General features: G+C 66.2%; 23 protein-coding genes. 14 read left to right on the top strand and 9 right to left on the bottom strand.

Going from position 1 to position 21,480, the window contains the following annotated elements:
• Window positions 1–14 precede the first annotated feature (14 nt).
• The 7 genes from DCD74_RS04015 to DCD74_RS03985 form a co-directional block, all read right to left on the bottom strand.
• Entirely contained in the window at window positions 15–695 is a 681-nt protein-coding gene (locus DCD74_RS04015; protein ID WP_112926184.1) for an OmpA family protein, read from the bottom strand.
• 123 nt (window positions 696–818) lie between these two features.
• Window positions 819–1,943 (bottom strand): alanine racemase, encoded by a 1,125-nt coding sequence (alr, locus tag DCD74_RS04010; protein WP_112926183.1) that lies wholly within the window; start codon window positions 1,941–1,943, stop codon window positions 819–821.
• Between the two features lie 40 nt (window positions 1,944–1,983).
• Window positions 1,984–3,402, bottom strand: coding sequence for a replicative DNA helicase (locus tag DCD74_RS04005; protein WP_112926182.1), 1,419 nt, complete (start codon window positions 3,400–3,402; stop codon window positions 1,984–1,986).
• A gap of 201 nt (window positions 3,403–3,603) precedes the next feature.
• Entirely contained in the window at window positions 3,604–4,056 is a 453-nt protein-coding gene (gene rplI, locus DCD74_RS04000; RefSeq protein WP_112926181.1) for a 50S ribosomal protein L9, read from the bottom strand.
• A gap of 194 nt (window positions 4,057–4,250) precedes the next feature.
• On the bottom strand, window positions 4,251–4,481 hold the full coding sequence (rpsR, locus tag DCD74_RS03995) for a 30S ribosomal protein S18 (protein ID WP_076587801.1): 231 nt from the start codon (window positions 4,479–4,481) through the stop codon (window positions 4,251–4,253).
• Window positions 4,482–4,492: 11 nt separating this feature from the next.
• Window positions 4,493–4,912, bottom strand: coding sequence for a 30S ribosomal protein S6 (gene rpsF, locus DCD74_RS03990; RefSeq protein WP_112926180.1), 420 nt, complete (start codon window positions 4,910–4,912; stop codon window positions 4,493–4,495).
• A gap of 152 nt (window positions 4,913–5,064) precedes the next feature.
• On the bottom strand, window positions 5,065–5,406 hold the full coding sequence (locus DCD74_RS03985) for a HesB/IscA family protein (protein ID WP_112926179.1): 342 nt from the start codon (window positions 5,404–5,406) through the stop codon (window positions 5,065–5,067).
• A 68-nt stretch (window positions 5,407–5,474) separates the two neighbouring features.
• Between DCD74_RS03985 and asnS the strand changes: the two genes are divergently transcribed.
• From asnS to DCD74_RS03915, 14 genes are read left to right on the top strand one after another with little or no spacing between them, the layout of a single operon-like run.
• Window positions 5,475–6,869: an asparagine--tRNA ligase gene (gene asnS, locus DCD74_RS03980; protein ID WP_112926178.1), complete on the top strand. Its 1,395-nt coding sequence runs from the start codon at window positions 5,475–5,477 to the stop codon at window positions 6,867–6,869.
• A 3-nt stretch (window positions 6,870–6,872) separates the two neighbouring features.
• Window positions 6,873–7,190 carry a hypothetical protein gene (locus tag DCD74_RS03975; RefSeq protein WP_112926177.1) on the top strand — a complete coding sequence of 106 codons (318 nt, stop codon included), beginning with the start codon at window positions 6,873–6,875 and terminating at the stop codon, window positions 7,188–7,190.
• Window positions 7,187–7,510 (top strand): hypothetical protein, encoded by a 324-nt coding sequence (locus DCD74_RS03970; RefSeq protein WP_112926176.1) that lies wholly within the window; start codon window positions 7,187–7,189, stop codon window positions 7,508–7,510. Before DCD74_RS03975 ends, DCD74_RS03970 begins: the two co-directional genes overlap by 4 nt.
• A 56-nt stretch (window positions 7,511–7,566) precedes the next feature.
• Window positions 7,567–8,352, top strand: a complete 786-nt coding sequence (locus DCD74_RS03965; protein ID WP_112926175.1) for an SDR family oxidoreductase — start codon at window positions 7,567–7,569, stop codon at window positions 8,350–8,352.
• A gap of 25 nt (window positions 8,353–8,377) precedes the next feature.
• Complete coding sequence (locus DCD74_RS03960; protein ID WP_112926174.1) at window positions 8,378–9,805, top strand: aldehyde dehydrogenase; 1,428 nt, start codon at window positions 8,378–8,380, stop codon at window positions 9,803–9,805.
• A 10-nt stretch (window positions 9,806–9,815) separates the two neighbouring features.
• Complete coding sequence (gene can, locus DCD74_RS03955) at window positions 9,816–10,478, top strand: carbonate dehydratase (protein ID WP_112926173.1); 663 nt, start codon at window positions 9,816–9,818, stop codon at window positions 10,476–10,478.
• A gap of 1 nt (window position 10,479) precedes the next feature.
• Window positions 10,480–10,914, top strand: a complete 435-nt coding sequence (locus DCD74_RS03950; RefSeq protein ID WP_112926172.1) for a RidA family protein — start codon at window positions 10,480–10,482, stop codon at window positions 10,912–10,914.
• A gap of 1 nt (window position 10,915) precedes the next feature.
• The gene (locus DCD74_RS03945; RefSeq protein ID WP_112926171.1) at window positions 10,916–11,467 is read left to right on the top strand and encodes a 3-hydroxyanthranilate 3,4-dioxygenase; all 552 of its coding nucleotides are present in this window, start codon (window positions 10,916–10,918) and stop codon (window positions 11,465–11,467) included.
• 4 nt (window positions 11,468–11,471) lie between these two features.
• Window positions 11,472–12,497: an amidohydrolase family protein gene (locus tag DCD74_RS03940; RefSeq protein WP_112926170.1), complete on the top strand. Its 1,026-nt coding sequence runs from the start codon at window positions 11,472–11,474 to the stop codon at window positions 12,495–12,497.
• Window positions 12,494–13,771 (top strand): kynureninase, encoded by a 1,278-nt coding sequence (gene kynU / locus DCD74_RS03935; protein ID WP_112926169.1) that lies wholly within the window; start codon window positions 12,494–12,496, stop codon window positions 13,769–13,771. The genes DCD74_RS03940 and kynU overlap by 4 nt, the downstream gene beginning before the upstream one ends.
• The gene (locus DCD74_RS03930) at window positions 13,761–15,122 is read left to right on the top strand and encodes an FAD-dependent oxidoreductase (protein ID WP_112926168.1); all 1,362 of its coding nucleotides are present in this window, start codon (window positions 13,761–13,763) and stop codon (window positions 15,120–15,122) included. The genes kynU and DCD74_RS03930 overlap by 11 nt, the downstream gene beginning before the upstream one ends.
• Window positions 15,122–16,567 (top strand): exodeoxyribonuclease I, encoded by a 1,446-nt coding sequence (sbcB, locus tag DCD74_RS03925; protein WP_112926167.1) that lies wholly within the window; start codon window positions 15,122–15,124, stop codon window positions 16,565–16,567. The genes DCD74_RS03930 and sbcB overlap by 1 nt, the downstream gene beginning before the upstream one ends.
• Window positions 16,564–17,250 carry a DUF2461 domain-containing protein gene (locus DCD74_RS03920; protein ID WP_112926166.1) on the top strand — a complete coding sequence of 229 codons (687 nt, stop codon included), beginning with the start codon at window positions 16,564–16,566 and terminating at the stop codon, window positions 17,248–17,250. Before sbcB ends, DCD74_RS03920 begins: the two co-directional genes overlap by 4 nt.
• Window position 17,251: 1 nt before the next feature.
• Entirely contained in the window at window positions 17,252–17,809 is a 558-nt protein-coding gene (locus DCD74_RS03915; RefSeq protein WP_112926165.1) for a DUF2939 domain-containing protein, read from the top strand.
• A gap of 4 nt (window positions 17,810–17,813) precedes the next feature.
• On the opposite strand, the gene DCD74_RS03910 is transcribed toward DCD74_RS03915, so the two are convergent.
• Both DCD74_RS03910 and DCD74_RS03905 read right to left on the bottom strand, forming a co-directional pair.
• Entirely contained in the window at window positions 17,814–18,734 is a 921-nt protein-coding gene (locus tag DCD74_RS03910) for a 5'-nucleotidase (protein WP_112926164.1), read from the bottom strand.
• A gap of 45 nt (window positions 18,735–18,779) precedes the next feature.
• On the bottom strand, window positions 18,780–21,410 hold the full coding sequence (locus DCD74_RS03905) for a bifunctional diguanylate cyclase/phosphodiesterase (RefSeq protein ID WP_112926163.1): 2,631 nt from the start codon (window positions 21,408–21,410) through the stop codon (window positions 18,780–18,782).
• Window positions 21,411–21,480: the final 70 nt, after the last annotated feature.

Below are 21,480 nucleotides of genomic sequence, written 5' to 3'. Positions count from 1 at the left end.
GATCAACTGACCGATCAGGCGCCGCTGCGCAGCGGGATCAGGCGGATCTCGACGCGGCGGTTCAAGGCACGGCCGCTGTCGGTGCTGTTGTCGGCCACTGGGTACTGATAGTTGTAACCGTGCGTTTCCATGCGCACCGACTGCACGCCCTGCCCGGCCAGATAGGCACCGACCGAACGCGCACGCTCCTCGGACACCTTCTGGTTGGCGGCCAGCGAACCGATGTTGTCGGTATGGCCGTTGATCTCGACGATCGTCTGGTCGTACTGCTTGATCGTGCTGGCGATGCTGTTGAGCGCCGAATAGAACTGCGGCTTCACGTTGGTCTTGTTGAAGTCGAAGGTGACGCCGTCCGGCAGGTTGAGCTTGATGACGTCGCCATCGCGCTGCACATCGACGCCGGTACCGGCGGTCTGGCGGCGCAGCTCGGCTTCCTGGCGATCCTGGTAGGCACCGACGCCGGCGCCCGCAAGGCCGCCGATGCCTGCGCCGACCATCGCGCGCTGGCGACGCTCAGTGGCGTCCTTGCCGGACAGCAGGCCGGCCACCGCGCCGATACCGGCACCGATCAGGGCGCCACGCTGCGTGCGGTTGGGGTCGTTCGGGTCGCTGGTCTGGCCGGTGTAGGTGGCGCAGCCGGCCAGCATGGTGGTGGCCAGCGCAGCCGCGATGCCGGTCTTGGTGAATGCATTCATCGTGTCGCTCCTCGGGAGTCGTGATAGACCCGGCGAGCCTAGTGGCGCATCGGTAACCTGAATGTGAATGCGGAATCACGGATTCATGGCCGGCTCGCGAATGTCGCCGCCAGGTGAATGCAATCAACCGCCTGTGTAGTGCCGGGGGATGCGCTCGTTGAGGCCGACCAGCAACTCGTAGGCGATGGTGCCGGCACGCGCCGCGACCGCTTCCGCGCTGAGGGTTTCTCCGCCCTGCCGGCCGATCAGCACCACTTCGTCCTCGTTGTAGGCACTGCCAGCGCCGACATCGACCATGAATTGGTCCATGCAGATGCGCCCGGTCACCGGGTAGCGCCGGCCACGGATCAGCACCTCGCCGCGCGACGACAACGCACGCGGCCAGCCATCGCCATAACCGATCGGCACCGTCACCAGCCGCGTCTGCGTGGACGCCTCCCAGGTGGCGCCATAACTCACCGTGGCCCCCGCCGGGATCACCTTGAAATACACCACCTGCGATGTCAGCGAGAGCACCGGGCCTACTTCAACCGTGGGTTTGGAGGCCGGGTCAGGCAGGACGCCGTACAGCAGGATGCCGGGCCGCACCATGTCGAGCCAGGTCTCGGGGAAGTGCAGCACGCCACCGGAATTGGCCAGGTGGCGGATCGGCATCGGCGCGCCGATGCGCTCGAAGTGCGCGCAGGCTTCGAGGAAACGCTCAAGCTGCATCATCGTCATCGGCGATGCCGGATCGTCCGCGCAGGCCAGATGCGAATAGACGCCCTTGATTTCGCACCATGTCGATGCGGCGGCGGCCTCGATGAACGGCCCCGCCGAATAACTGTGGACGCCGATGCGCTCCATCCCCGTGTCGATCTTGAGATGCACCACCGCCCGGCGCCCACGCGCCTCAGCCGCCGCTTCGACCTGCCGCAGCTTGTCCAGCGAGGACACGGTGATTTCAAGGTCATGGTCGAGGTACTGGCCGACCTGCGGCCCGAAGATGCCACCCAGCACCAGGATCGGCGTGCGGATGCCAGCGCGCCGCAGCGCCACACCCTCCTCCACGAAGGCCACGCCGATCTGCTCGACGCCCTGCTTCTCCAGCTGCCGCGCCATCGGCACCAGCCCGTGGCCGTAGCCGTTGGCCTTGACGATGCCCATCACCGGCACGCCGACGTGCGCGCGGATCGCCGCGTGGTTGTGGGCGAAGGCATCGAGGTCGATCTCGATGCGCGTCGGGCGTTGCTGGACGGGATCGCTCATCGCGCCATTGTAGAAGCCGTGCGCAGCAGGCGGCAGGCGTTTATTCGAAGCTGCCCACGCTGTCGTGCGCGAGGTTGTCGAAGCGCGTGTACTCGCCGAAGAACTTCAGCTTGAACGAGCCGGTGGGGCCGTTACGTTGCTTGCCGATGATGACTTCGGCCAGGCCCTTGTCCGGCGAATTTTCCTTGTTGTAGTACTCGTCGCGGTAGATGAAGACGATGACGTCGGCGTCCTGCTCGATGGCGCCCGATTCGCGCAGGTCGGCCATAACCGGGCGCTTGTCCTGGCGCTGTTCCAGCGAGCGGTTGAGCTGCGAGAGCGCGATCACCGGCACGTTGAGTTCCTTGGCCAGCGCCTTGAGCGAGCGCGAGATCTCCGAGATCTCGGTCGCGCGGTTCTCGCTGTTGCCGGGCACGGCCATCAGCTGCAGGTAGTCGATGACGATCAGGCCCAGGTCGTGCTCTCGCTTGAGGCGGCGCGACTTGGAACGCAGCACGTCGGGCGAAAGCGCCGGCGTGTCGTCGATGAAGATCTTGACGTCCTTGAGGATGCGCACGGCGCTCGACACGCGGCTCCAATCCTCGTCTTCCAGCTGGCCGGTGCGCAACCTGCCCGCGTTGACGCGCCCCACCGACGACATCAGGCGCAGCGCGAGCTGGCTGGCCGACATTTCCATCGAGAACACCGCGACCGCCTTCTTGGTCTTCATCGCCGCGTATTCGGCCATGTTGATCGCCAGCGTGGTCTTGCCCATCGAAGGACGCGCCGCAAGGATCAACAGGTCGGTCGGCTGCAGGCCGGCGGTCATCTCGTCGAACTCGGTGTAACCGGTCGGCAGGCCGGTCACGCTGCCACCGTTGTCGAAGCGCTGCTGCAGCACTTCCATCGCTTCCTTCATCGCCGCGTTGACCGCGACGAAATCCGCACGCCCGCGCGAACCGGCTTCGGCGATGGCGAAGACTTCCTGCTCGGCCTTGGCCAGCAGCTCGGTGCTTTCGCGGCCCTCGGGCTGGAAGGCGTCATTGACGATGCCGGTGCCGACATCGATCAACTGCCGCAGCACCGCCTTGTCGCGGACGATTTCCGCATAGGCGCGGATGTTGGCGGCCGAGGGCGTGGTGCTGGCGAGTTCGACCAGATAGGCACCGCCGGCGACCTGCTCGGCCTTGCCCTGTGACTCGAACCACTCGCCCAGCGTCACCGCGTCGAAGGGCCGGTTACGCTCCGCCAGTTCGCGGATCGCGCGATAGATCAGCTGGTGGTCGCGGCGGTAGAAATCCTGTTCGCCCAGCAGGTCGGAGACGCGATCGAAGGCCTCCGGCGCCAGCATCAGGCCACCCAGCACCGCCTGCTCAGCCTCCACCGACTGCGGCGGCAGGCGCAATTGCTGGACGCGGCTGTCGGCGAAGCGGTCCGGGGAGCGGCCGGATCCGGAAAAATCAGCGGGACGACTGGACATGCGCGATCAGGCTCCAAGGGGCATCCATCACCGGAGGTGGCGACGGGCATCCATGCTAGGCCGTGCGCTTGTGGAGCCGCGACGGAACATCCTGTGGATAAGTGTGCATGGCGATGTCTCAGCGCCTGCGACGACGCTTCGCCATCCCCAAACGAAAACGGACGCCGAAGCGTCCGTTTCCTGAAACCGGATCCGTGGGGATCAGGCTTCTTCGGCTTCCACGATCACCTTGACCGGCGTTTCCACGTCGGCGGCGAAATGGGCCATGACTTCGTACTCGCCCACGTGGCGCAGCGGGCCTTCACCCATCACGACTTCGCTCTTGGTGAGCGGGAAGCCGGCGGCGGTGAACGCCTCGGCGATGTCGCGCGGGGTCACCGAGCCGAACAGCTTGCCTTCGTTGGAAGCGTTGGCGCGGATGGTGACGCTGGCGCCTTCCAGCTTGGCGCGGCGGGATTCCGCCTCGTCATGGGCGGCCTGGGCCTTGGCTTCGTACTCGGCGCGCTTGGCTTCGAAGGTGGCCAGGTTGGCGGCGGTCGCCGGCACGGCCTTGCCCTGCGGCACGAGGTAGTTGCGGCCGAAGCCGGGCTTCACGTCGACGGTGTCGCCGAGCTTGCCGAGGTTCTGCACTTTCTGCAGGAGGATGAGCTTCATGGTGTGTCTCCGTTAGCGGGCAGGCCCGCAGCTTTGAGTTGTCCGGATGGACGGTATTGGATTCACGCGAGGGATTGCACAGCCAGCGCGGGTCTGGCTAGGAGGCGAAGGGTGCGCGGGCCCGACGTTGACAGGTCGTCAATGAGGGACCGCGCGCCCGAAGCCGACAACGCCAGGCCAAGCTGGCGAAGCAATCAGACGTCGTGGTTGTCGGTGTACGGCAGCAGCGCGAGGAACCGCGCACGCTTGACCGCGGTCGCCAGCTGGCGCTGGTAGCGCGACTTGGTGCCGGTGATGCGGCTCGGGACGATCTTGCCGGTCTCGGTCAGGTACTGGCGCAGGGTGTTGAGATCCTTGTAGTCGATCTCGGTCACGCCTTCGGCGGTGAACTTGCAGAACTTGCGGCGGCGGAAGAACTTGGACATGGGTGTGCTCCTCAGGCGGCTTCGGCGTTGTCGGTGTCGTCGCTGGAAGCTTCGGAAGCCTCGTCGTCACGACGGCGGCGCTCGCCGCGCTCGGGCTTGTCGCCCTTCTCGTCCTTGTTCTTCATGATCAGGGACTGCTCGGTGACGGCATCGTCACGCTTGATGATCAGGTGGCGCAGGATGGCGTCGTTGAAGCGGAAGCTGTCGACCAGCTCGTTCAGCGCGTCCTGCTCGCACTCGATGTTGAACATCGCGTAGTGCGCCTTGACCAGGTTGTTGATCGGGTAGGCCAGCATGCGGCGGCCCCAGTCTTCCATGCGGTGGACGGTGCCACCGGCGTTCTCGATCAGGCCCTTGTAGCGCTCGATCATGGCCGGCACCTGTTCGCTCTGGTCCGGATGGACCAGGAACACGACTTCGTAATGACGCATTGTGTTTTCCTTGTGGATATCGGCCCGGCGGAATTGCCTGGCCCGACAGCCCCCGGACGGGCGGATGCACGCCGTGGGGCAAGTTCACCGCACGGCAAGCCGCACGGAGCCGGAAATTATGACGGAATCAAGGGCTTGCGGCAAGCCGCGGGTCAGGCGACCTTGTCGGCGTCGGTGGTGAAGCTTTCGCCGCAGCCGCATTCGCCCTGCACATTGGGGTTGCGGAAGACGAACTGCTCGTTCAGGCCGGCCTTCAGGAAGTCGATCTCGGTGCCGTCGACCAGCGACAGGCTGTCGGCATCGACCAGGATCCAGATGCCTTCGTGCTCGAACGCCGTATCGCCCGGCTCCGCCGCGTCGGCCAGGCCGATCACATAGCCCCAGCCGGAGCATCCGGTGCGCTTGACGCCGAAACGCAGCCCGGCCTTCGCCGGTTCGGCGGCGAGGTAGCCACGGACGCGTTCGAGGGCGGCGGGAGCAAGGGTGACGGCCATGTGCGCAGTGTACCTGTCGATTAAACTTGCCCGTTCATATGGTTGCACGCACAACAGGATTCAAGACGATGACGACGACTTCCGTGGCCCAGACACTGGCCGGCCATCTCCCCGAAGGAGGCCAGGTGACGGTGAAAGGCTGGGTGCGCACGGTGCGCGGCTCGGCCAATCTCGCCTTCGTCAACGTCAGTGACGGTTCCGGCTTCGCGCCGATCCAGGTGGTCGCCTCCGATACGCTGTCCAATCTGGACGAAGTGAAGCGGCTGACGCCGGGCTGCGCGGTCATCGCCAGTGGCAAGCTGGTGAAGTCGCAGGGCAAGGGCCAGGGCTTCGAAATCCAGGCCGATGCCGTCGAAGTCGTCGGCTGGGTCGAGGATCCCCTCACCTACCCCATCCAGCCGAAGCCGATGTCGCCGGAGTTCCTGCGCGAAGTGGCCCACCTGCGCCCGCGCACCAACCTGTTCGGCGCGGTCACCCGCATCCGCCATTGCCTGGCGCAGGCGGTGCACCGCTTCTTCCACGAGCGCGGCTTCTACTGGATCTCGACGCCGATCATCACCACCAGCGACGCCGAAGGCGCCGGCCAGATGTTCCGCGTCTCCACGCTGGACATGGCCAACCTGCCGCGCGGCAAGGATGGCGCGGTGGACTTCAGCCGCGACTTCTTCGGCAAGGAAACCTTCCTGACCGTGTCCGGCCAGTTGAACGTCGAGGCTTACTGCCTGGCGCTGAGCAAGGTCTACACCTTCGGGCCAACCTTCCGCGCCGAGAACAGCCACACCACGCGCCATCTGGCCGAGTTCTGGATGATCGAGCCGGAGATCGCCTTCGCCGATCTCAATGACGATGCCGATCTGGCCGAAGACTTCCTCAAATACCTGTTCCGCGCCGTGCTGGACGAGCGCGGCGACGACATGGCCTTCATCGCCGAGCGCGTGCAGCCCGATGCCGTCACGCGGCTGGAAACCTTCATCAACGCGCCGTTCGAGCGCATCGACTACACCGATGCCATCGGCCTGCTGCAGAAGAGCGGCAAGAAGTTCGAATTCCCGGTCGAATGGGGCCTGGACCTGCAGACCGAGCACGAGCGCTGGCTGACCGAGGAACACGTCGGCCGCCCGGTCGTGGTGATGAACTACCCGGAGGCGATCAAGGCCTTCTATATGCGCCTCAACGACGACGGCCGCACCGTGGCCGCGATGGACGTGCTGGCGCCCGGCATCGGCGAGATCATCGGCGGCTCGCAGCGCGAGGAACGGCTCGATGTGCTGGACGCGCGCATGCAGCAGTTCGGGCTCGATCCCGAGCACTACAGCTGGTACCGCGATTTCCGACGTTACGGTTCGGTGCCGCACGCCGGCTTCGGGCTGGGCTTTGAGCGGCTGGTGGTCTACACCTGCGGCCTGTCCAACATCCGCGACGCCATCGCCTACCCGCGCGCGCCGGGCAGCGCGGAGTTCTGATCGATGGTCCTGTTCTTCGCCCTGCTGTTCGTCGCCGTGGCCATCGCCGGCGCCACCGCCTTCGTCATCTTCTGGCCGCTCGCGCTGGTGCATCTGCGTGACCGCCACCCCGAGGTCCGCGCGCAGCTGGGCGAAGGTGCCTTCATCCACCCCCGCGCGCTCTGGTGGCTGCTGTCGCAGCGTTTCCGCGAAGTACGCGACCGCGGTTTCACCGGGCTGGCGACGCCGGCGATGATTTCGCTGAGCTGCATCGTGCTGGGCCTGGTGATGGCTGGCCTGCTGTGGTTGTGGTCGGTGGCGTTCCCGGGGATCGGCGCATGAGCGACGCCCTGCACGACGACCACATCGCCCATTACGAATGGTGGTTGGCCACGCTCGGTGACGTGCTGATCTGGGCGCGCCTGCATGTGCGCGAGGCCGGTACCGCCGAGGTGCTGGATTCCGACGGCAACCTGCTGCCCTACGACAGCCCGGACACCGCCCGCGCGGCCTTGATGGATGCCGAATTCGTCGCCTTTGACGGACTGGACGAGGACGACGCCCTGCAACGCGGTTTCAGCCTGCATGAACTCGCGCCGCCCGAAGGCGACGACGACCACCTGCGCGGGCGCATGGTGCAATCTCTGGGCCGTCGCGCCTGATGCAGCGATGGCGATGATCCACGCCACATTCCACGACTCCCCACACGAGGACTGACATGGACCTGAATCTCACCGGCCGCCACGCGCTGGTCTGCGGCGGCTCCGAAGGCATCGGCCGCGCCACCGCGTTCGAACTCGCGGACCTGGGCGCCAACATCACCGTGCTGGCGCGCAACGAGGACGCCCTGAGCAAGGTGCAGCAGTCGTTGCCCAGCAACGGCTCGCAGACGCACGACATCCTGGTCGCCGACGCCGGCGATACCGAAGGCCTGCTGGCCAAGGCCCGTGAACTCGTCGCGCGCGAACCGGTGCACATCCTCATCAACAACACCAGTGGCCCGCCGGCCGGCCCGATGCACGAAGCCGGCATCGACGCGATCCTGGAGGCCTACCACCGCCACCTCATCGCCAACCAGATCTGGGTGCAGGCGGTGTTGCCGGGCATGCGCGCGACCGGTTGGGGCCGCATCGTCAACGTCATCTCCACCTCCGTGTACGAGCCCATTCCCAACCTTGGTGTGTCCAACACCACGCGCGGGGCGGTGGCCAGCTGGGCCAAGACGCTCTCGCGCGAACTCGGTCCCGATGGCATCACCGTCAACAACGTGCTGCCCGGCTTCACCGAGACCGGCCGCATCGCGCAGATCGTGGCCAACGACATGCAGAAGTCCGGCGCCAGCGAGGAAGATGTGCGCAGGCGCATGAGCAGCGCCGTCCCCGTGGGCCGCTTCGCCCGGCCGGAGGAGACCGCCGCCATGATCGCGTTCCTGTGCAGCCCGTCCGCGGCATATGTCACCGGCCAGTCGATCGCGGTGGATGGCGGCCGCATGCATTCGATCTGATCGCCGGCCGCGTTAAGCTGGACGGATGACGCGATGCTTCCCGCACTGGATCGACGGCACGCCGCGCGAAGCGGCTTCCGGCACATGGTTGCCGGTGCATGAACCCGCAACCGGCGAGGTCTATGCCGAAGTCGCCGATGGCGATGCCGGGGATGTCGCTTCGGCCATCCGCGCCGCGCAGGCGGCCTTCCCCGCCTGGTCCGCCCTGCCGGCCAGCGAACGCGCCCGCTGGCTGGAAAAACTGGCGGCGGCGGTCGAAGCCCGCATCGACGAATTCGCGCTGGCCGAAGCCCGCGATGGCGGCAAACCCCTCTCGCTCGCCCGCAACGCGGAGATCCCGCGCGCGGTCAGCAACCTGCGCTTCTTCGCGCACGCCGCCACCCAGTTCGCCAGCGAGTTCCACCACGGCGAGGCCGGCATGCACTACACCCTGCGCACGCCGCTGGGCGTGGTCGGCACGGTGTCGCCGTGGAACCTGCCGCTGTATCTGTTCACCTGGAAGATCGCGCCGGCACTCGCCGCCGGCAATACGGTCGTCGCCAAACCGTCGGAGGTCACACCGGCCAGCGCCACTTTGCTGGCGCAGGTGGCGGCGGAAATCGGCTTACCGCCCGGCGTGTTCAATCTGGTGCACGGCCTGGGCCCGAAGGTCGGTGAGGCCATCGTCACCGCGCCCGAAGTGCGTGCGGTCTCGTTCACCGGCAGCACGGCGGTCGGCAAGCGCATCCATCAACTCGCCTCGCCTTCGCTGAAAAAAGTGTCGCTGGAACTCGGCGGCAAGAACCCGACACTGGTGTTCGCCGACAGCGACTGGCGCGACAACCTCGACACGCTGGTGCGCAGCGCCTTCCAGAACAGCGGGCAGATCTGTTTGTGCGGTTCACGCATCCTCATCGAACGCGGCATCTACGACGAGGTGCGCGATGCCTTGGTCGAAGCCGCATCGTCATTGAACGTGGGCGACCCGCTGGACCCGGCGACCCGGATGGGCCCGCTGGTGTCGAAGGCGCACTTCGACAAGGTGATGGCGGCGATCGAACGCGCACGCGGCGAAGGCGGACGCGTGCTGACCGGTGGCGAAGCGCTGGACCGCGCCGGCTGGTACATCGCGCCGACGGTGATCGAAGGCCTGGGCCCGGAATGCGCGACCAACCGCGAGGAAATCTTCGGGCCGGTGGTGACGCTGCAAGCCTTCGACACCGAAGAAGAAGCACTTGAGCTCGCGAACGCCAGCGACTACGGACTGTCCGCATCGGTATGGACACGCGATTTCGCCCGCGCCCATCGCGTGGCCGCGAAATTGCACGTGGGCATGGTGTGGATCAACAGCTGGCTGGTGCGCGACCTGCGCACGCCATTCGGTGGCGTAGGCCAGTCCGGCTACGGGCGCGAAGGCGGCATGGACGCGCTGCGCTTCTATACCGAGTCGCGCAACATCGGCTTTCCTGCATGACAATGGCGACATGAATCGAATCGACGACCTGCTCCGCAGCAACAAGGCATGGGCCGAGCGCATCCATGCCGAAGACCCCGGTTTCTTCGAGCGGCTTTCGAAGCAACAGGCGCCCAAATACCTGTGGATCGGTTGTTCCGATTCGCGCGTGCCGGCCAACCAGGTGGTCGACATCCCGCCGGGCGAGGTCTTCGTCCACCGCAACATCGCCAACGTGGTGGTGCATACCGATCTCAACTGCCTGTCGGTGATCCAGTTCGCGGTGGACGTCCTGAAGGTCGAGCACATCCTCGTTGTCGGCCATTACGGCTGCGGCGGCGTGCACGCGGCGCTGCATGGCAGCCGCCTCGGCCTGTCGGACAGCTGGATCCACCACGTCCGCGACGTCAAGGACAAGCACCAGGATGTGCTGGCGCTGATGCCCGACCCCACCCTGCAGCACGACCGCCTGTGCGAACTGAACGTGCTGGAGCAGGTGGTCAACGTCGGGCGGACGACCGTGGTGCAGGACGCCTGGTCGCGCGGACAGAAGCTGGCCGTGCACGGCTGGGTGTACACGCTGCGCGACGGTCTGGTCCACGACCTGGGCCTGAACATCGCGTCGAACGAAGAACTGAAACTGCAGTACGCGGACGCGCTCGGACGCATCCGCGAAGACCACGAGGACCGTTGAGATGGCAGAACGCGGCATCGAAGTTCCGGGTGCGCCCACGCCCGTCGGCCACTATCCGCATGCACGGCGCGTCGGCGACCTGCTCTACATCTCCGGGGCCGGCCCGCGCGATGCAGCCAGCAACAGCGTGCCCGGCAATGTCGTGGATGCGGGCGGCAACGTCATCGACCACGACATCACCGCGCAATGGCACAGCGTCATCGGCAACATCGAACTGGTGCTCACGTATTGCGGCCTGGGCTGGGCCGATGTGGTCGATGTCACCGTCTTCCTGACCGACTACGCACGCGACTTCACCACCTACAACGCGCTGTGGGCGGCGCAGTTCCCGTCCATTCCGGACGCGCCCTGCCGCACCACGATGGAGGTCAGCCGCCTGCCCGGCCCGATCCACATCGAGCTGAAAGTGATCGCGCAATTCCCGACTGGAGCCTGACATGTCGTTGCCCGCCGCGTTCAACCTGCAAGGCTGGATCGAGGAACACCGCCACCTGCTGAAGCCGCCGGTCGGCAACAAATGCATCGTGCAGGAAGACTTCATCGTGATGATCGTCGGCGGGCCAAACGCGCGCACCGACTACCACTTCGAGGAAGGCCCGGAATGGTTCTTCCAGCTGGAAGGCGAGATGGTGTTGCGCATCCAGGAAGATGGCCACGCCCGCGACGTGCCGATCAAGGCCGGCGAAATCTTCTACCTGCCGCCGCGCGTACCGCATTCGCCGCAGCGCATGGAAAATTCGGTGGGGCTGGTGATCGAACGAAAGCGCCAGCCGCACGAGGACGATGCACTGATGTGGTTCTGCGTGAACTGCAACCACCCGGTGTACGAGGAATTCTTCCACCTCAAGGACATCGAGCAGGATTTCTTCCGCGTGTTCGAAGCGTTCTACCGCAACGACGAACTGCGCACCTGCAAGCAATGCGGCACGCTCAACCCGCGACCGACGCGCTACGAAATGCAGGCCGACTCCCGCGCGGACATCACCTGACGCCATGCTCAAGATCGACATCCACGCCCATTACCTGCCGCGCGACTGGCCGGACCTGGCGAAAAAATACGGCGACGCCCGCTTCCCGGTGATCCACCACGGCGAGGACGGCCGCTCGCGCATCTACCGCGACGGCAAGTTCTTCCGCGAGATCTGGCCGAAGACCTGGGACCCGCAGATCCGCATCGACGAATACGCCGGCTTCGGTGTGCAGGTGCAGGTGCTGTCCACGGTGCCGGTGATGTTCTCGTACTGGGCCAAGGCCAACCACGCGCTTGAATTGCATCGCGCGCTCAACGACCACATGGCGGACACGGTGCGCACGCATCCGCGCCATTACGCCGGCATCGGCACGGTGCCGCTGCAATCGCCGCAGCTGGCGATCCGCGAACTTGAGCGCTGCATGGACGAACTGGGCCTGCAGGGCGTGCAGATCGGTTCGCACATCCACCTGCCCGACGGCGGCCACTGGAACCTCGACGCACCGGAACTGTTTCCGTTTTTCGAAGCGGCTGCGGAACTGGGCGCGGCCATCCTCATCCATCCGTGGGACATGATGGGTGCGGATTCGATGCCGAAATACTGGATGCCGTGGCTGGTCGGCATGCCGGCCGAACAGGCGCGTGCCGCGTGCTGCCTGGTGTTCGGCGGCGTGCTGGAACGGCTGCCGAAGCTGAAAGTCTGCATGGCGCACGGCGGCGGCAGCTTCCCTTACACCATCGGGCGCATCGAGCACGGCTTCCGCATGCGGCCGGATCTCGTCGCCACCGACAACTTCCGCAACCCGCGCGAATACCTGAAGCGCCTGTATTTCGATTCCTGGGTCGCGGACGATCTGGCCCTGCGTTACCTGCTCGATGCCTGCGGTGTTGACCGGGTGATGCTGGGCACCGACTACCCCTTCCCGCTCGGCGAACAGACGCCGGGCGAAGGCATCGATCGCCTGCAGCTGGATGCGTCCGTGCAGGCGCGGCTCTATCACGGCACCGCGCTGGAATGGCTCGGCCTGCCGGCTTCGAGGTTTGCATGAGCGACGACATCTTCAACATCGCCTACGCCCGCGCACGGGATGCCGCCTGCCCGCTGCGTGGTTTCCGCGACGAGTTCCTGATCCCGATGCACGAAGGCCACGAACAGGCCTACTTCGCCGGCAATTCACTGGGCCTGCAGCCGAAGGGCGCCCGCGCGCATGTCGAGGAAGTGCTGGACAAGTGGGCGACCGAAGCCGTCGAAGGCCATTTCACCGGCCAGGCGCAGTGGATGCCGTACCACGAGCTGGTGCGCGAACCGCTCGCCGCCATCGTCGGTGCGCAGCCGCATGAAGTGGTGGCGATGAATTCGCTGACCGCCAACCTGCATCTGATGATGGTCAGCTTCTACCAGCCGACCATCGAGCGCACCGCGATCCTGATCGAAGCCGGCAGCTTTCCGTCCGACCGTTACGCGGTGGAGTCGCAGCTGAAGTATCGCGGGCTGCCGCCGCATCTCACCCTGATCGAAGTCGAACCCGACCTGCCGCATAGCGTGTTCTCGATGGAAGCGATCGAACGCGCGATCCGCGAGAACGGCCCGCGCCTCGCCATGATCCTGTGGTCCGGCGTGCAGTACCGCACCGGGCAGGCGTTCGATCTGAAGGAGATCGCCCGCCTCGGCCATGAAGCAGGCGCCATCGTCGGTTTCGACCTGGCGCATGGCGTCGGCAATCTGGAATTGAAGTTGCACGACAGCGGCGCGGACTTCGCGGTCTGGTGCCACTACAAGTACATGAACTCGGGGCCGGGCGCGGTCGCCGGTTGCTTCGTGCACGAGCGTCACGCACGCACCGAACGCCCGCGCTTCGCAGGCTGGTGGGGCAACAGCCAGGATGTGCGTTTCCGCATGGGGCCGGAGTTCAACCCGACGCCCGGCGCCGATGGCTGGCAGCTGTCGAACCCGCCGATCCTCGGCCTCGCGCCCCTGCGTGCGTCCGTCGAGCAGTTCCAGCGTGCGGGCATGACCGCATTGCGCGACAAGTCCCGCGGCCTTACCGGCTATCTGGAACAACTCATCGACACACGGTTGAGCGACGCCATCGAAAGCATCACCCCGCGCGACGACACGCAACGCGGCGCGCAACTGTCGCTGCGGGTCAAGGCCGGACGCGATGCCGGACGCGCCCTCTTCGCCCACCTGCAATCACGCGGCGTGCTCGGTGATTGGCGCGAACCGGACGTGATCCGCATCTCGCCCGCCCCGCTCTACAACAACCACGAGGACGTGCTGCGTTTCGCGCAGGCGGCCAGGGAATGGATCGATGCCCATTGAGCGACACCTGACCATCGTCGGCGCCGGCTTGGCCGGCGCATTGCTCGCCACCCTGCTCGCCCAGCGCGGCTTCAGGGTGGAAGTGTTCGAACGCCGCGGCGATCCGCGCATCGACGGCTATGCGGGCGGCCGCTCCATCAACCTCGCCTTGGCCGAACGCGGCCTGCACGCCCTGCGCCAGGCCGGCACCGATGACGAAGTATTGAAGCAGGCAGTGATGATGCGCGGCCGCATGGTGCATCCGCTCGGCGGCGAACCACAGCTGCAGCGTTATGGCCGCGATGATTCCGAAGTGATCTGGTCGATCAGCCGTGGCGAACTCAACATCACCCTGATCGAGGCCGCCGAAGCCGCCGGCGCGGTGATGCATTTCGACCAGGGCCTGGCCGATGTGGATTTCGATGCCGGCATCGCCACCTTCCGCGATACGCATGGCCGCGAGCATCGCCACGCCTTCAATGCGCTGCTCGGGTGCGACGGCGCGGGCTCCACCCTGCGTGGCGCGATGGAGGCCGTCGCGCCGCTCGGCGCACGCACCGAATGGCTGGGCCACGGCTACAAGGAACTGGAGATTCCGCCGGGTTTCGATGGCGGTTTCCAGATCGAGCCCAACGCCCTGCACATCTGGCCGCGCGGTCGCTACATGTGCATCGCGCTGCCCAATGACGAGCGCACTTTCACCGTCACGTTGTTCATGCCGAACGAAGGCGCATCGCCCAGCTTCGCCACCGTCGAGAGCGGCGACGACGCACGCGCCCTGTTCGAACGCAACTTCCCCGATGCTATCCCGCTTATCCCGGAACTGATCACCGATTACGAACGCAATCCGGTCGGCACGCTCGCCACGCTCTACCTCGACCAATGGCGCTTCGGCGGACAGGCCGTGCTGGTCGGCGATGCCGCGCACGCGATGGTGCCCTTCCACGGCCAGGGCATGAACTGCGCCTTCGAAGACTGCGTGTCGCTGGCGACGCACATCGCCGATGCCGGCAGTCTAGAAGCCGCCTTCGCCGCCTACGAGCAGGAGCGCGCCCCGAATGCCCGCGCGATCCAGGCGATGGCGCTGGAGAACTATCTGGAAATGCGCGACCGCGTGGACGATGACGACTACCTCATCCAGCGCGCACTGGAACTGAAACTGGCCGAACGCCATCCGGGGCGTTTCGTGCCGCGCTACAGCATGGTCAGCTTCATGCGCCTGCCTTACGCCACTGCTTTCGAACGCGGTCGCGTGCAGCGCGAATTGCTGGTCGATGCCACGCGCGGCAAGGCCTCGCTGGATGACATCGACTGGGCATGGGTGGATGCAGAAGTCGAACGCCGGCTGGCGCCGCTGCCTGCGGAAACCTGATGCCCGCCACGTTCCTTTTCTACGATCTCGAAACCTTCGGCAGTGATCCGCGCCGCACGCGGATCGCGCAGTTCGCGGCGATCCGGACCAATGCCGATCTGGAAGTGGTCGACGAGCCGATCAGCTTCTTCGTGCAACCCGCCGACGACCTGCTGCCCTCGCCGGGTGCGACGATGGTCACCGGCATCACCCCGCAGCAGGCGTGGCGCGATGGCGTGATCGAGGCCGACGCCATCGCGCGCATCTTCGACGAGATGGCGCGACCGGAGACCTGCAGCGTCGGCTACAACTCGCTGCGCTTCGACGACGAGTTCATGCGCTTCGGTTTCTGGCGCAACTTCTACGACCCCTATGAACGCGAGTGGCGCGGCGGCAATTCACGCTGGGACCTGCTTGATGTCATGCGCCTCGCCCATGCGCTGCGACCGGATGGCATCACCTGGCGGCAGCGCGACGACGGCAAGGGCACCAGCTTCAAGCTTGAGCATCTGGCCGAAGACAACGGCCTGCGCGAAGGCATGGCCCACGAGGCGCTGTCCGACGTACGTGCGTTGATCGGCCTCGCCCGCCAGCTCAAGACTGCGCAACCGAAACTGTGGGAATACGCACTCGACCTGCGCGACAAGAAGCGGGCATTGCGGATGCTGGATGCCTTCGCGATGCAGCCGCTGCTGCATGTCTCGCAGCGCTTCCCGGCCTCGCGGCTGTGCGCGGCGCCGGTCATTCCGCTGACGCGACATCCCAATATCGACAACCGCGTGGTGGTGTTCGACCTGGCGCAGGACGTGGAGCCGCTGCTGGCGTTGACCGCCGAGCAGATCGCCGCCCGCCTCTACATCGCCCAAGCCGATCTGCCGGAAGGCGAACAACGGATCGCGCTGAAGGAAGTCCACGCCAACCGCTGCCCCGCGCTGGTGGAGTGGTCGCATCTGCGTGAGGCCGATTTCGCCCGCCTCGGCATTGATCCGGCATTGGTGGAAGAACGCGCCGCACGCCTGCGTGACGCCGGTCCCGCCTTGGCCGAGAAAATCCGGCAGGTCTATGCGCGTGGCAACGACTTCCCGCCCTGCGATGCCGACGGCGCGCTCTACGACGGCTTCATTCCCGAGGGCGACAAGCGGCTCGCCAACCAGGTCCGTGCCACGCCGCCGCATCTACTGGCGAGTGCCGATTTCGCTTTCCGTGATCCGCGCCTGCAGGAGCTGCTGTTCCGTTACCGCGCACGCAACTGGCCTTCGACGCTCAACTTCGACGAGCAGGCGCGCTGGTACGACTATCGGCGCGAACGGCTGTCGGGCGATGCGGGCCTGGCCGAACTGTCGCTGGCGGCCTATCGCGCGGAGATCGAGACCCTGCGCGAAGTCCACGCCGGACATGCCGACAAGCTCGACCTGCTTGAGCACCTGTCGCTGTGGGGCGACGAACGCGAGGCCGAAGTCGCATGAGCGCCTATTTCAGCGATGCCAGCTTCAAGTTCCTGCGTGGCCTTGCCCGGCACAACGAACGCGCCTGGTTCCTCGATCACAAGGCGGAATACGAAGCCCACGTCCGCGCGCCCTTCCAGCGGCTGCTGACCGACCTGCAACCGGCGCTGGCTGCGATCAGCCCGCACTTCCGCAGCGAACCGAAGCCGGTCGGTGGTTCGATGTTCCGCATCCAGCGCGACACGCGTTTCGCCGGCGACAAGACACCGTACAAATCCTGGCAGGGTGCGCGGCTCTTCCACGAGCGCCGCAAGCAGGTCGCCGCGCCTTCGTTCTATATCCACCTGCAAGCCGGCGCGAGTTTCGTCGGGGCCGGGCTCTGGCACCCGGAGACACATACGCAGCGCAAGGTCCGCCAGTTCATTTTTGAAAACCCCGGTGGCTGGGCGCGTGCCGCGCACGACAAGACGCTGCGCATGCGCTTCGATCTGGCTTCGACCGAGATGCTGGTGCGGCCACCGCCCGGGTTCCCGGCCGACTTCGTGCATCTGGACGATCTGCGCCATCGCAATTTCGCGCTGGTGCGTCCGCTCGACGATGCCATCATGACTGGTGCCGGCCTGCGCAAAACGCTGGAAGCCGACCTGGTGCGCCTCGCCCCCTTCGTCGATTACCTGTGCGCCTCACTCGATCTTGAGTTCTGACATGTCCAAGACCGCCAAACGCCTGATCGCGCTCGCCATCCTCATCGTGCTGCTGCTCGCCGGCTGGATCGCGGCGGGGCCGTTCATCGCCATCCGCGGCATCCAGCAGGCCATGGACACGCGGGATGTGTCGAAGCTGGAGCGCCATGTGGACTACCCGGCCCTGCGTGCCAACCTGCGCGCGCAGCTGGAAGCCCGCATCGCGCGGGAGATCGGTCGCCGCTTCGGCCCCGAGATGGCAGGCGGCGCGGCATCGGGCGTCGCCGGCATGCTGTCGAACAATGCGGTGGACGCGATGATCTCGCCCACCGGCATCGCCGTGCTGTTGCAGGGCCATGCGCTGGTGCAGCGTGCCACCGGCAACGTCGAACCCGAGGGCGGCGTGACCGCAGGACCCGTCGCCTACGATCCGCTGAAGAATGCCCGCAAGCGCTTCGAATCACCTTCGCGCTTCGTCGCCACGGTGGACAGCGCCGATGGCAAGCCGGTCGGCTTCGTGTTCGAACGCAAAGGCCTGCGTTGGCGGCTGAGCGACATCCGGCTGCCGCCTTCGAACTGATCGTCTAGACGGGCGGCGTGCCGTCGTTCGCCACGCCATGCGGGACATGACCGGCCGCGACATGCCGACGTGCCGAGTCGATGTTGTGCAGCGAGTCGTCGAAGAAGATGTCGGCGCCGAAGGCTTCCAGGAACGCGCCCTTGTCGCGCCCGCCCAGGAACAGCGCTTCGTCCAGGCGCACATCCCACTCGCGCAGCGTGCGGATCACGCGTTCATGCGCCGGCGCTGATCGCGCGGTCACCAGCGCGGTGCGGATCGGCGCCGCATCGCCCGCCGGGAAATCCTGCTGCAGATCGTGCAAGGCCTGCAGGAAGCCACGAAACGGGCCGCCCGACAGCGGCTCGCGGGCACGTTCCTGCTCGTGCAGCCCGAAGGCTTCCAGCCCCTGTTCGCGCGAGACCCGTTCGCTCTCGTCGCCGAACACCACCGCGTCGCCATCGAAGGCGATCCGCAACTGGTCATGGCGGGATTCCGCCGCGCCTGCCGGCAGGATGGTCGCCGCGCCGACGCCGGCTTCCAGCGCCCGCCGCACCGACTCCGGATTGGCCGACAGGAACAGCTGCGCACCGAAGGGCTTGATGTAGGGCCAGACCGGCGCGCCGGAAGTGAACGTGGCGCGGCGGATGTCGAGGCCGTGGTGCTGCATGGAATTGAAGATGCGCAGGCCGGTGTCGGCGGAATTGCGCGAGAGCAGGATCACCTCGACCCGCGGCGCACCGTTCGGCGCGCCATGGTTGAGCGCCAGCAGCTTGCGCACCAGCGGAAACGCGATGCCCGGTGCCAGCGGTTCGTCCTCGCGCGCCCGCTGGTAGGCGCTGAAAGCCGCCACGCCTTCGCGCTGGAACAGGTCGTGGCTGTCCTCCATGTCGAACAGCGCGCGTGCGGTGATGGCGACAACCAGCGGCGGATGGGGAATCGTGTTCATGGCGGCATCATGCACGGCGGCTGTCGCGCGGACTGCGACACACGCTCAACCTTGGAACTGGTCGAGCTGGGCCAGTTGCGGGCGATGGATGCCGAAGCCCTGCACGTAATCGACGCCGAGCCCCGCCAGCACCTTGACCTGCGCCGGATTGCCGACCCACTCCGCCACCACGTCCAGCCCGTGCTGGTGGCCGATCTCGGTGATCGCGCGGACGATGGAATGCGAGACCGCATCGTGCTCCAGGTCCAGCACGAAGGCGCCATCGATCTTGATGGTGTCGATGCCCAGGTTCTTGAGATAGCCGAACGACGACATGCCGGCGCCAAAGTCGTCCAGCGCGATGCAGCAGCCGGCCGCGCGCAGGCAGGAAATCAGCCGCGATGCCCGGCCCAGGTCACGCACGGCCACGTTCTCGGTGATTTCGAACATGATCCGGCGCGGATCGATCTCGTGGCGCTCGATGGCTTCGAGGATGAAGTCGATGAGGTCGTCGTCCTCGAGACTCGCCGCCGACAGGTTGATCGAGCACAGCTTCAAGCCCTTGCCGGCCGGATGGATGCGGTCGAAGTTGGCCAGCGCGGTGTCGATGACCCAGCGGTCGATGCGCGGCATCAGGCCGTAGCGCTCTGCCGCAGGCAGGAAGGCGCCCGGCAGTACCAGCCGTCCCTCCTCGTCCGACAGGCGCAGCAGCAGTTCGATGCGGACGTCGTCGTTCTTCGCGTGCGGGATCGACTGGATTTCCTGATAGGCCAGCACCAGCCGCGACTCCTCCAGCGCCCAGCGGATGCGGTTGACCCAGTCCATCTCGCCGCGGCGTATCTGCGAAGCCGCATCGTCATCGGAATAGAAATGCACGCGGTTGCGACCGGCGTCCTTCGCCGTGTAGCAGGCGGTATCGACCTGTGCCAGCAGCTCCTTCAACGGCGCGCTGCGGGCATGGAACAGGGTGCCGCCGATGCTGGCCGTGGTGATGTAGCTGCGGTTGTCCCAGACAAACACATAACCATCGATCGCCAGCCGCAGGTTCTCGGCGATGCGCATCGCCTCCTCGCGGTCGGCCACGCCTTCCAGCAGCACACCGAATTCATCGCCGCCCAGGCGCGCGAGCACGTCGTGGTCGCGCAACTGCTCCTGCATCGTCATCGACAACTGCACCAGCAACTGGTCGCCGGCCATGTGGCCGGAGGTGTCATTGATCAGCTTGAACTGGTCGAGGTCGATGAACAGCAGCGCCTTCAGGCTCGCATCCGACGACATCAGCGCGCGGTGCAGGCGGGATTCGAATTCCTGGCGGTTCGGCAGGCGGGTCAGGGCATCGTGGCTGGCCTCGTAACTGAGGCGTTCGGTCAGGCGACGCTGCTCGGAGACATCGGTCGCCACCATCAGCCATTTCGGCCGCCCATCCAGCACGATCTGGCTGGCGACGATGCTGGCCCAGAATTCGTGCCCGCGGATCGAGCGCATCTGCACTTCGCTGGTGACCTGCTGGCCGGGACCGGCCTGCGCCAGGCGGTCGACCACGCGGTCGGGCACGATCGCCGAGAACGGCGTGCCGGCCTCGGGAATACCCAGGTGATGGCGTGCCACCTGGTTGGCATAGGTCACCGTGCCGCTCTCGCGGTCGAACAGGATGACCAGCGTCGGCAGCAGTTCGTTGAGATGCCGGAAACGCTCCTCGCTGGCGCGGTAGCGGTCGCCGACCGTCTGCGCCAGCTCGATCGCATGGCGGCGCGTGCCCGCCACCGACCACGCCAGTGCGCCGAACAGCAGGCTCGACACGCCGCCGATCAGCACGATGCGCAACCAAGCCGGCATCCCGCTGTCGGTGATCGCGCTCACCAGTTCCAGCCGCCAGGTCCGTTGCCCGAAGCTGATCTCGCGCGAAGCACGCAGCGCGTTGGTCTCCGGCGGGTTGTCGCGGTTGCGGTACAGCAGGATGCGGGCGCCATCGGTGACGTCGTACAGGCTGGCCTGCATGCGGCTGCCGACCGCGTCTTCCAGCGCATCCCGCGCCAGCGTTTCGATCATGAACGACGCGCCCAGACTGCCGCGGATACGCATGCGTCGCTCATCGACCGTGGTCGGCACGCGCCCGGGTGCGAACACGGGCAACCTCAGCACCATGCCGCTCTTCGTGGACGCTGTCCTCGGGGCCTGCGCCAGCCGGAATGGCGCCGACATCACCATCTCATCCGTATCGTGCGATTTGCGGGCGGCGGCCAGACTCGCGGGCTGGCCGTTGATGTCCAGGCCTACCAGTCCCTCGTTCGAAGGGATATGCGGCTCGACCTGGCGGATGATGAAGTGCGCCTCGCCACTCACCTCGTCCGTGGTGCGCTCGGCAAAGGACAGGGCCTGCAGGCTGGGCAGCTGCCGGCGCACCTCAAGGTTTTCGTAGGCGGACGCGAATTCATCCGGCAACACCCGTTCGGAAGCCAGGTAAAGCGACTGCATCGAGCGCATCACCAGTTCGCAGGCCTGCAACTCGCTGCGCAGCGCGAACTCGATGGCATCCACGCTTTCCTTGAAGGCACGTTCCTGGTCGCGGTGCTCGCGACCCCATTCCACATGCCCGATCCAGGTTGTCAGCGCCAGGCCAAACAGCAGCGCGACAATGCCCCAGCCCCACGCATGCAGCCCGCGCGCGGTGGCGCGCAGCCAGTTGCGCGTGCCCATGGATGCGGGAGGAATCTGTTCCACGTTGCCTGTGTCACTCCCCGCCTTTGGAATCCGCCCGCGCAGCGGC

This window comes from Lysobacter oculi, from assembly GCF_003293695.1.
In the GTDB taxonomy this organism is placed as follows: Bacteria; Pseudomonadota; Gammaproteobacteria; order Xanthomonadales; family Xanthomonadaceae; genus Solilutibacter; species Solilutibacter oculi.
This window is presented reverse-complemented; position numbering and strand designations above follow the sequence as displayed.

What these genes read in the sequence shown, in the direction of transcription:
- DCD74_RS04015 (WP_112926184.1), bottom strand. Translation starts at nt 695, where the DNA reads ATGAATGCATTCACCAAGACCGGCATCGCGGCTGCGCTGGCCACCACC.
- alr (WP_112926183.1), bottom strand. Translation starts at nt 1,943, where the DNA reads ATGAGCGATCCCGTCCAGCAACGCCCGACGCGCATCGAGATCGACCTC.
- DCD74_RS04005 (WP_112926182.1), bottom strand. Translation starts at nt 3,402, where the DNA reads ATGTCCAGTCGTCCCGCTGATTTTTCCGGATCCGGCCGCTCCCCGGAC.
- rplI (WP_112926181.1), bottom strand. Translation starts at nt 4,056, where the DNA reads ATGAAGCTCATCCTCCTGCAGAAAGTGCAGAACCTCGGCAAGCTCGGC.
- rpsR (WP_076587801.1), bottom strand. Translation starts at nt 4,481, where the DNA reads ATGTCCAAGTTCTTCCGCCGCCGCAAGTTCTGCAAGTTCACCGCCGAA.
- rpsF (WP_112926180.1), bottom strand. Translation starts at nt 4,912, where the DNA reads ATGCGTCATTACGAAGTCGTGTTCCTGGTCCATCCGGACCAGAGCGAA.
- DCD74_RS03985 (WP_112926179.1), bottom strand. Translation starts at nt 5,406, where the DNA reads ATGGCCGTCACCCTTGCTCCCGCCGCCCTCGAACGCGTCCGTGGCTAC.
- asnS (WP_112926178.1), top strand. Translation starts at nt 5,475, where the DNA reads ATGACGACGACTTCCGTGGCCCAGACACTGGCCGGCCATCTCCCCGAA.
- DCD74_RS03975 (WP_112926177.1), top strand. Translation starts at nt 6,873, where the DNA reads ATGGTCCTGTTCTTCGCCCTGCTGTTCGTCGCCGTGGCCATCGCCGGC.
- DCD74_RS03970 (WP_112926176.1), top strand. Translation starts at nt 7,187, where the DNA reads ATGAGCGACGCCCTGCACGACGACCACATCGCCCATTACGAATGGTGG.
- DCD74_RS03965 (WP_112926175.1), top strand. Translation starts at nt 7,567, where the DNA reads ATGGACCTGAATCTCACCGGCCGCCACGCGCTGGTCTGCGGCGGCTCC.
- DCD74_RS03960 (WP_112926174.1), top strand. Translation starts at nt 8,378, where the DNA reads ATGACGCGATGCTTCCCGCACTGGATCGACGGCACGCCGCGCGAAGCG.
- can (WP_112926173.1), top strand. Translation starts at nt 9,816, where the DNA reads ATGAATCGAATCGACGACCTGCTCCGCAGCAACAAGGCATGGGCCGAG.
- DCD74_RS03950 (WP_112926172.1), top strand. Translation starts at nt 10,480, where the DNA reads ATGGCAGAACGCGGCATCGAAGTTCCGGGTGCGCCCACGCCCGTCGGC.
- DCD74_RS03945 (WP_112926171.1), top strand. Translation starts at nt 10,916, where the DNA reads ATGTCGTTGCCCGCCGCGTTCAACCTGCAAGGCTGGATCGAGGAACAC.
- DCD74_RS03940 (WP_112926170.1), top strand. Translation starts at nt 11,472, where the DNA reads ATGCTCAAGATCGACATCCACGCCCATTACCTGCCGCGCGACTGGCCG.
- kynU (WP_112926169.1), top strand. Translation starts at nt 12,494, where the DNA reads ATGAGCGACGACATCTTCAACATCGCCTACGCCCGCGCACGGGATGCC.
- DCD74_RS03930 (WP_112926168.1), top strand. Translation starts at nt 13,761, where the DNA reads ATGCCCATTGAGCGACACCTGACCATCGTCGGCGCCGGCTTGGCCGGC.
- sbcB (WP_112926167.1), top strand. Translation starts at nt 15,122, where the DNA reads ATGCCCGCCACGTTCCTTTTCTACGATCTCGAAACCTTCGGCAGTGAT.
- DCD74_RS03920 (WP_112926166.1), top strand. Translation starts at nt 16,564, where the DNA reads ATGAGCGCCTATTTCAGCGATGCCAGCTTCAAGTTCCTGCGTGGCCTT.
- DCD74_RS03915 (WP_112926165.1), top strand. Translation starts at nt 17,252, where the DNA reads ATGTCCAAGACCGCCAAACGCCTGATCGCGCTCGCCATCCTCATCGTG.
- DCD74_RS03910 (WP_112926164.1), bottom strand. Translation starts at nt 18,734, where the DNA reads ATGAACACGATTCCCCATCCGCCGCTGGTTGTCGCCATCACCGCACGC.
- DCD74_RS03905 (WP_112926163.1), bottom strand. Translation starts at nt 21,410, where the DNA reads ATGGGCACGCGCAACTGGCTGCGCGCCACCGCGCGCGGGCTGCATGCG.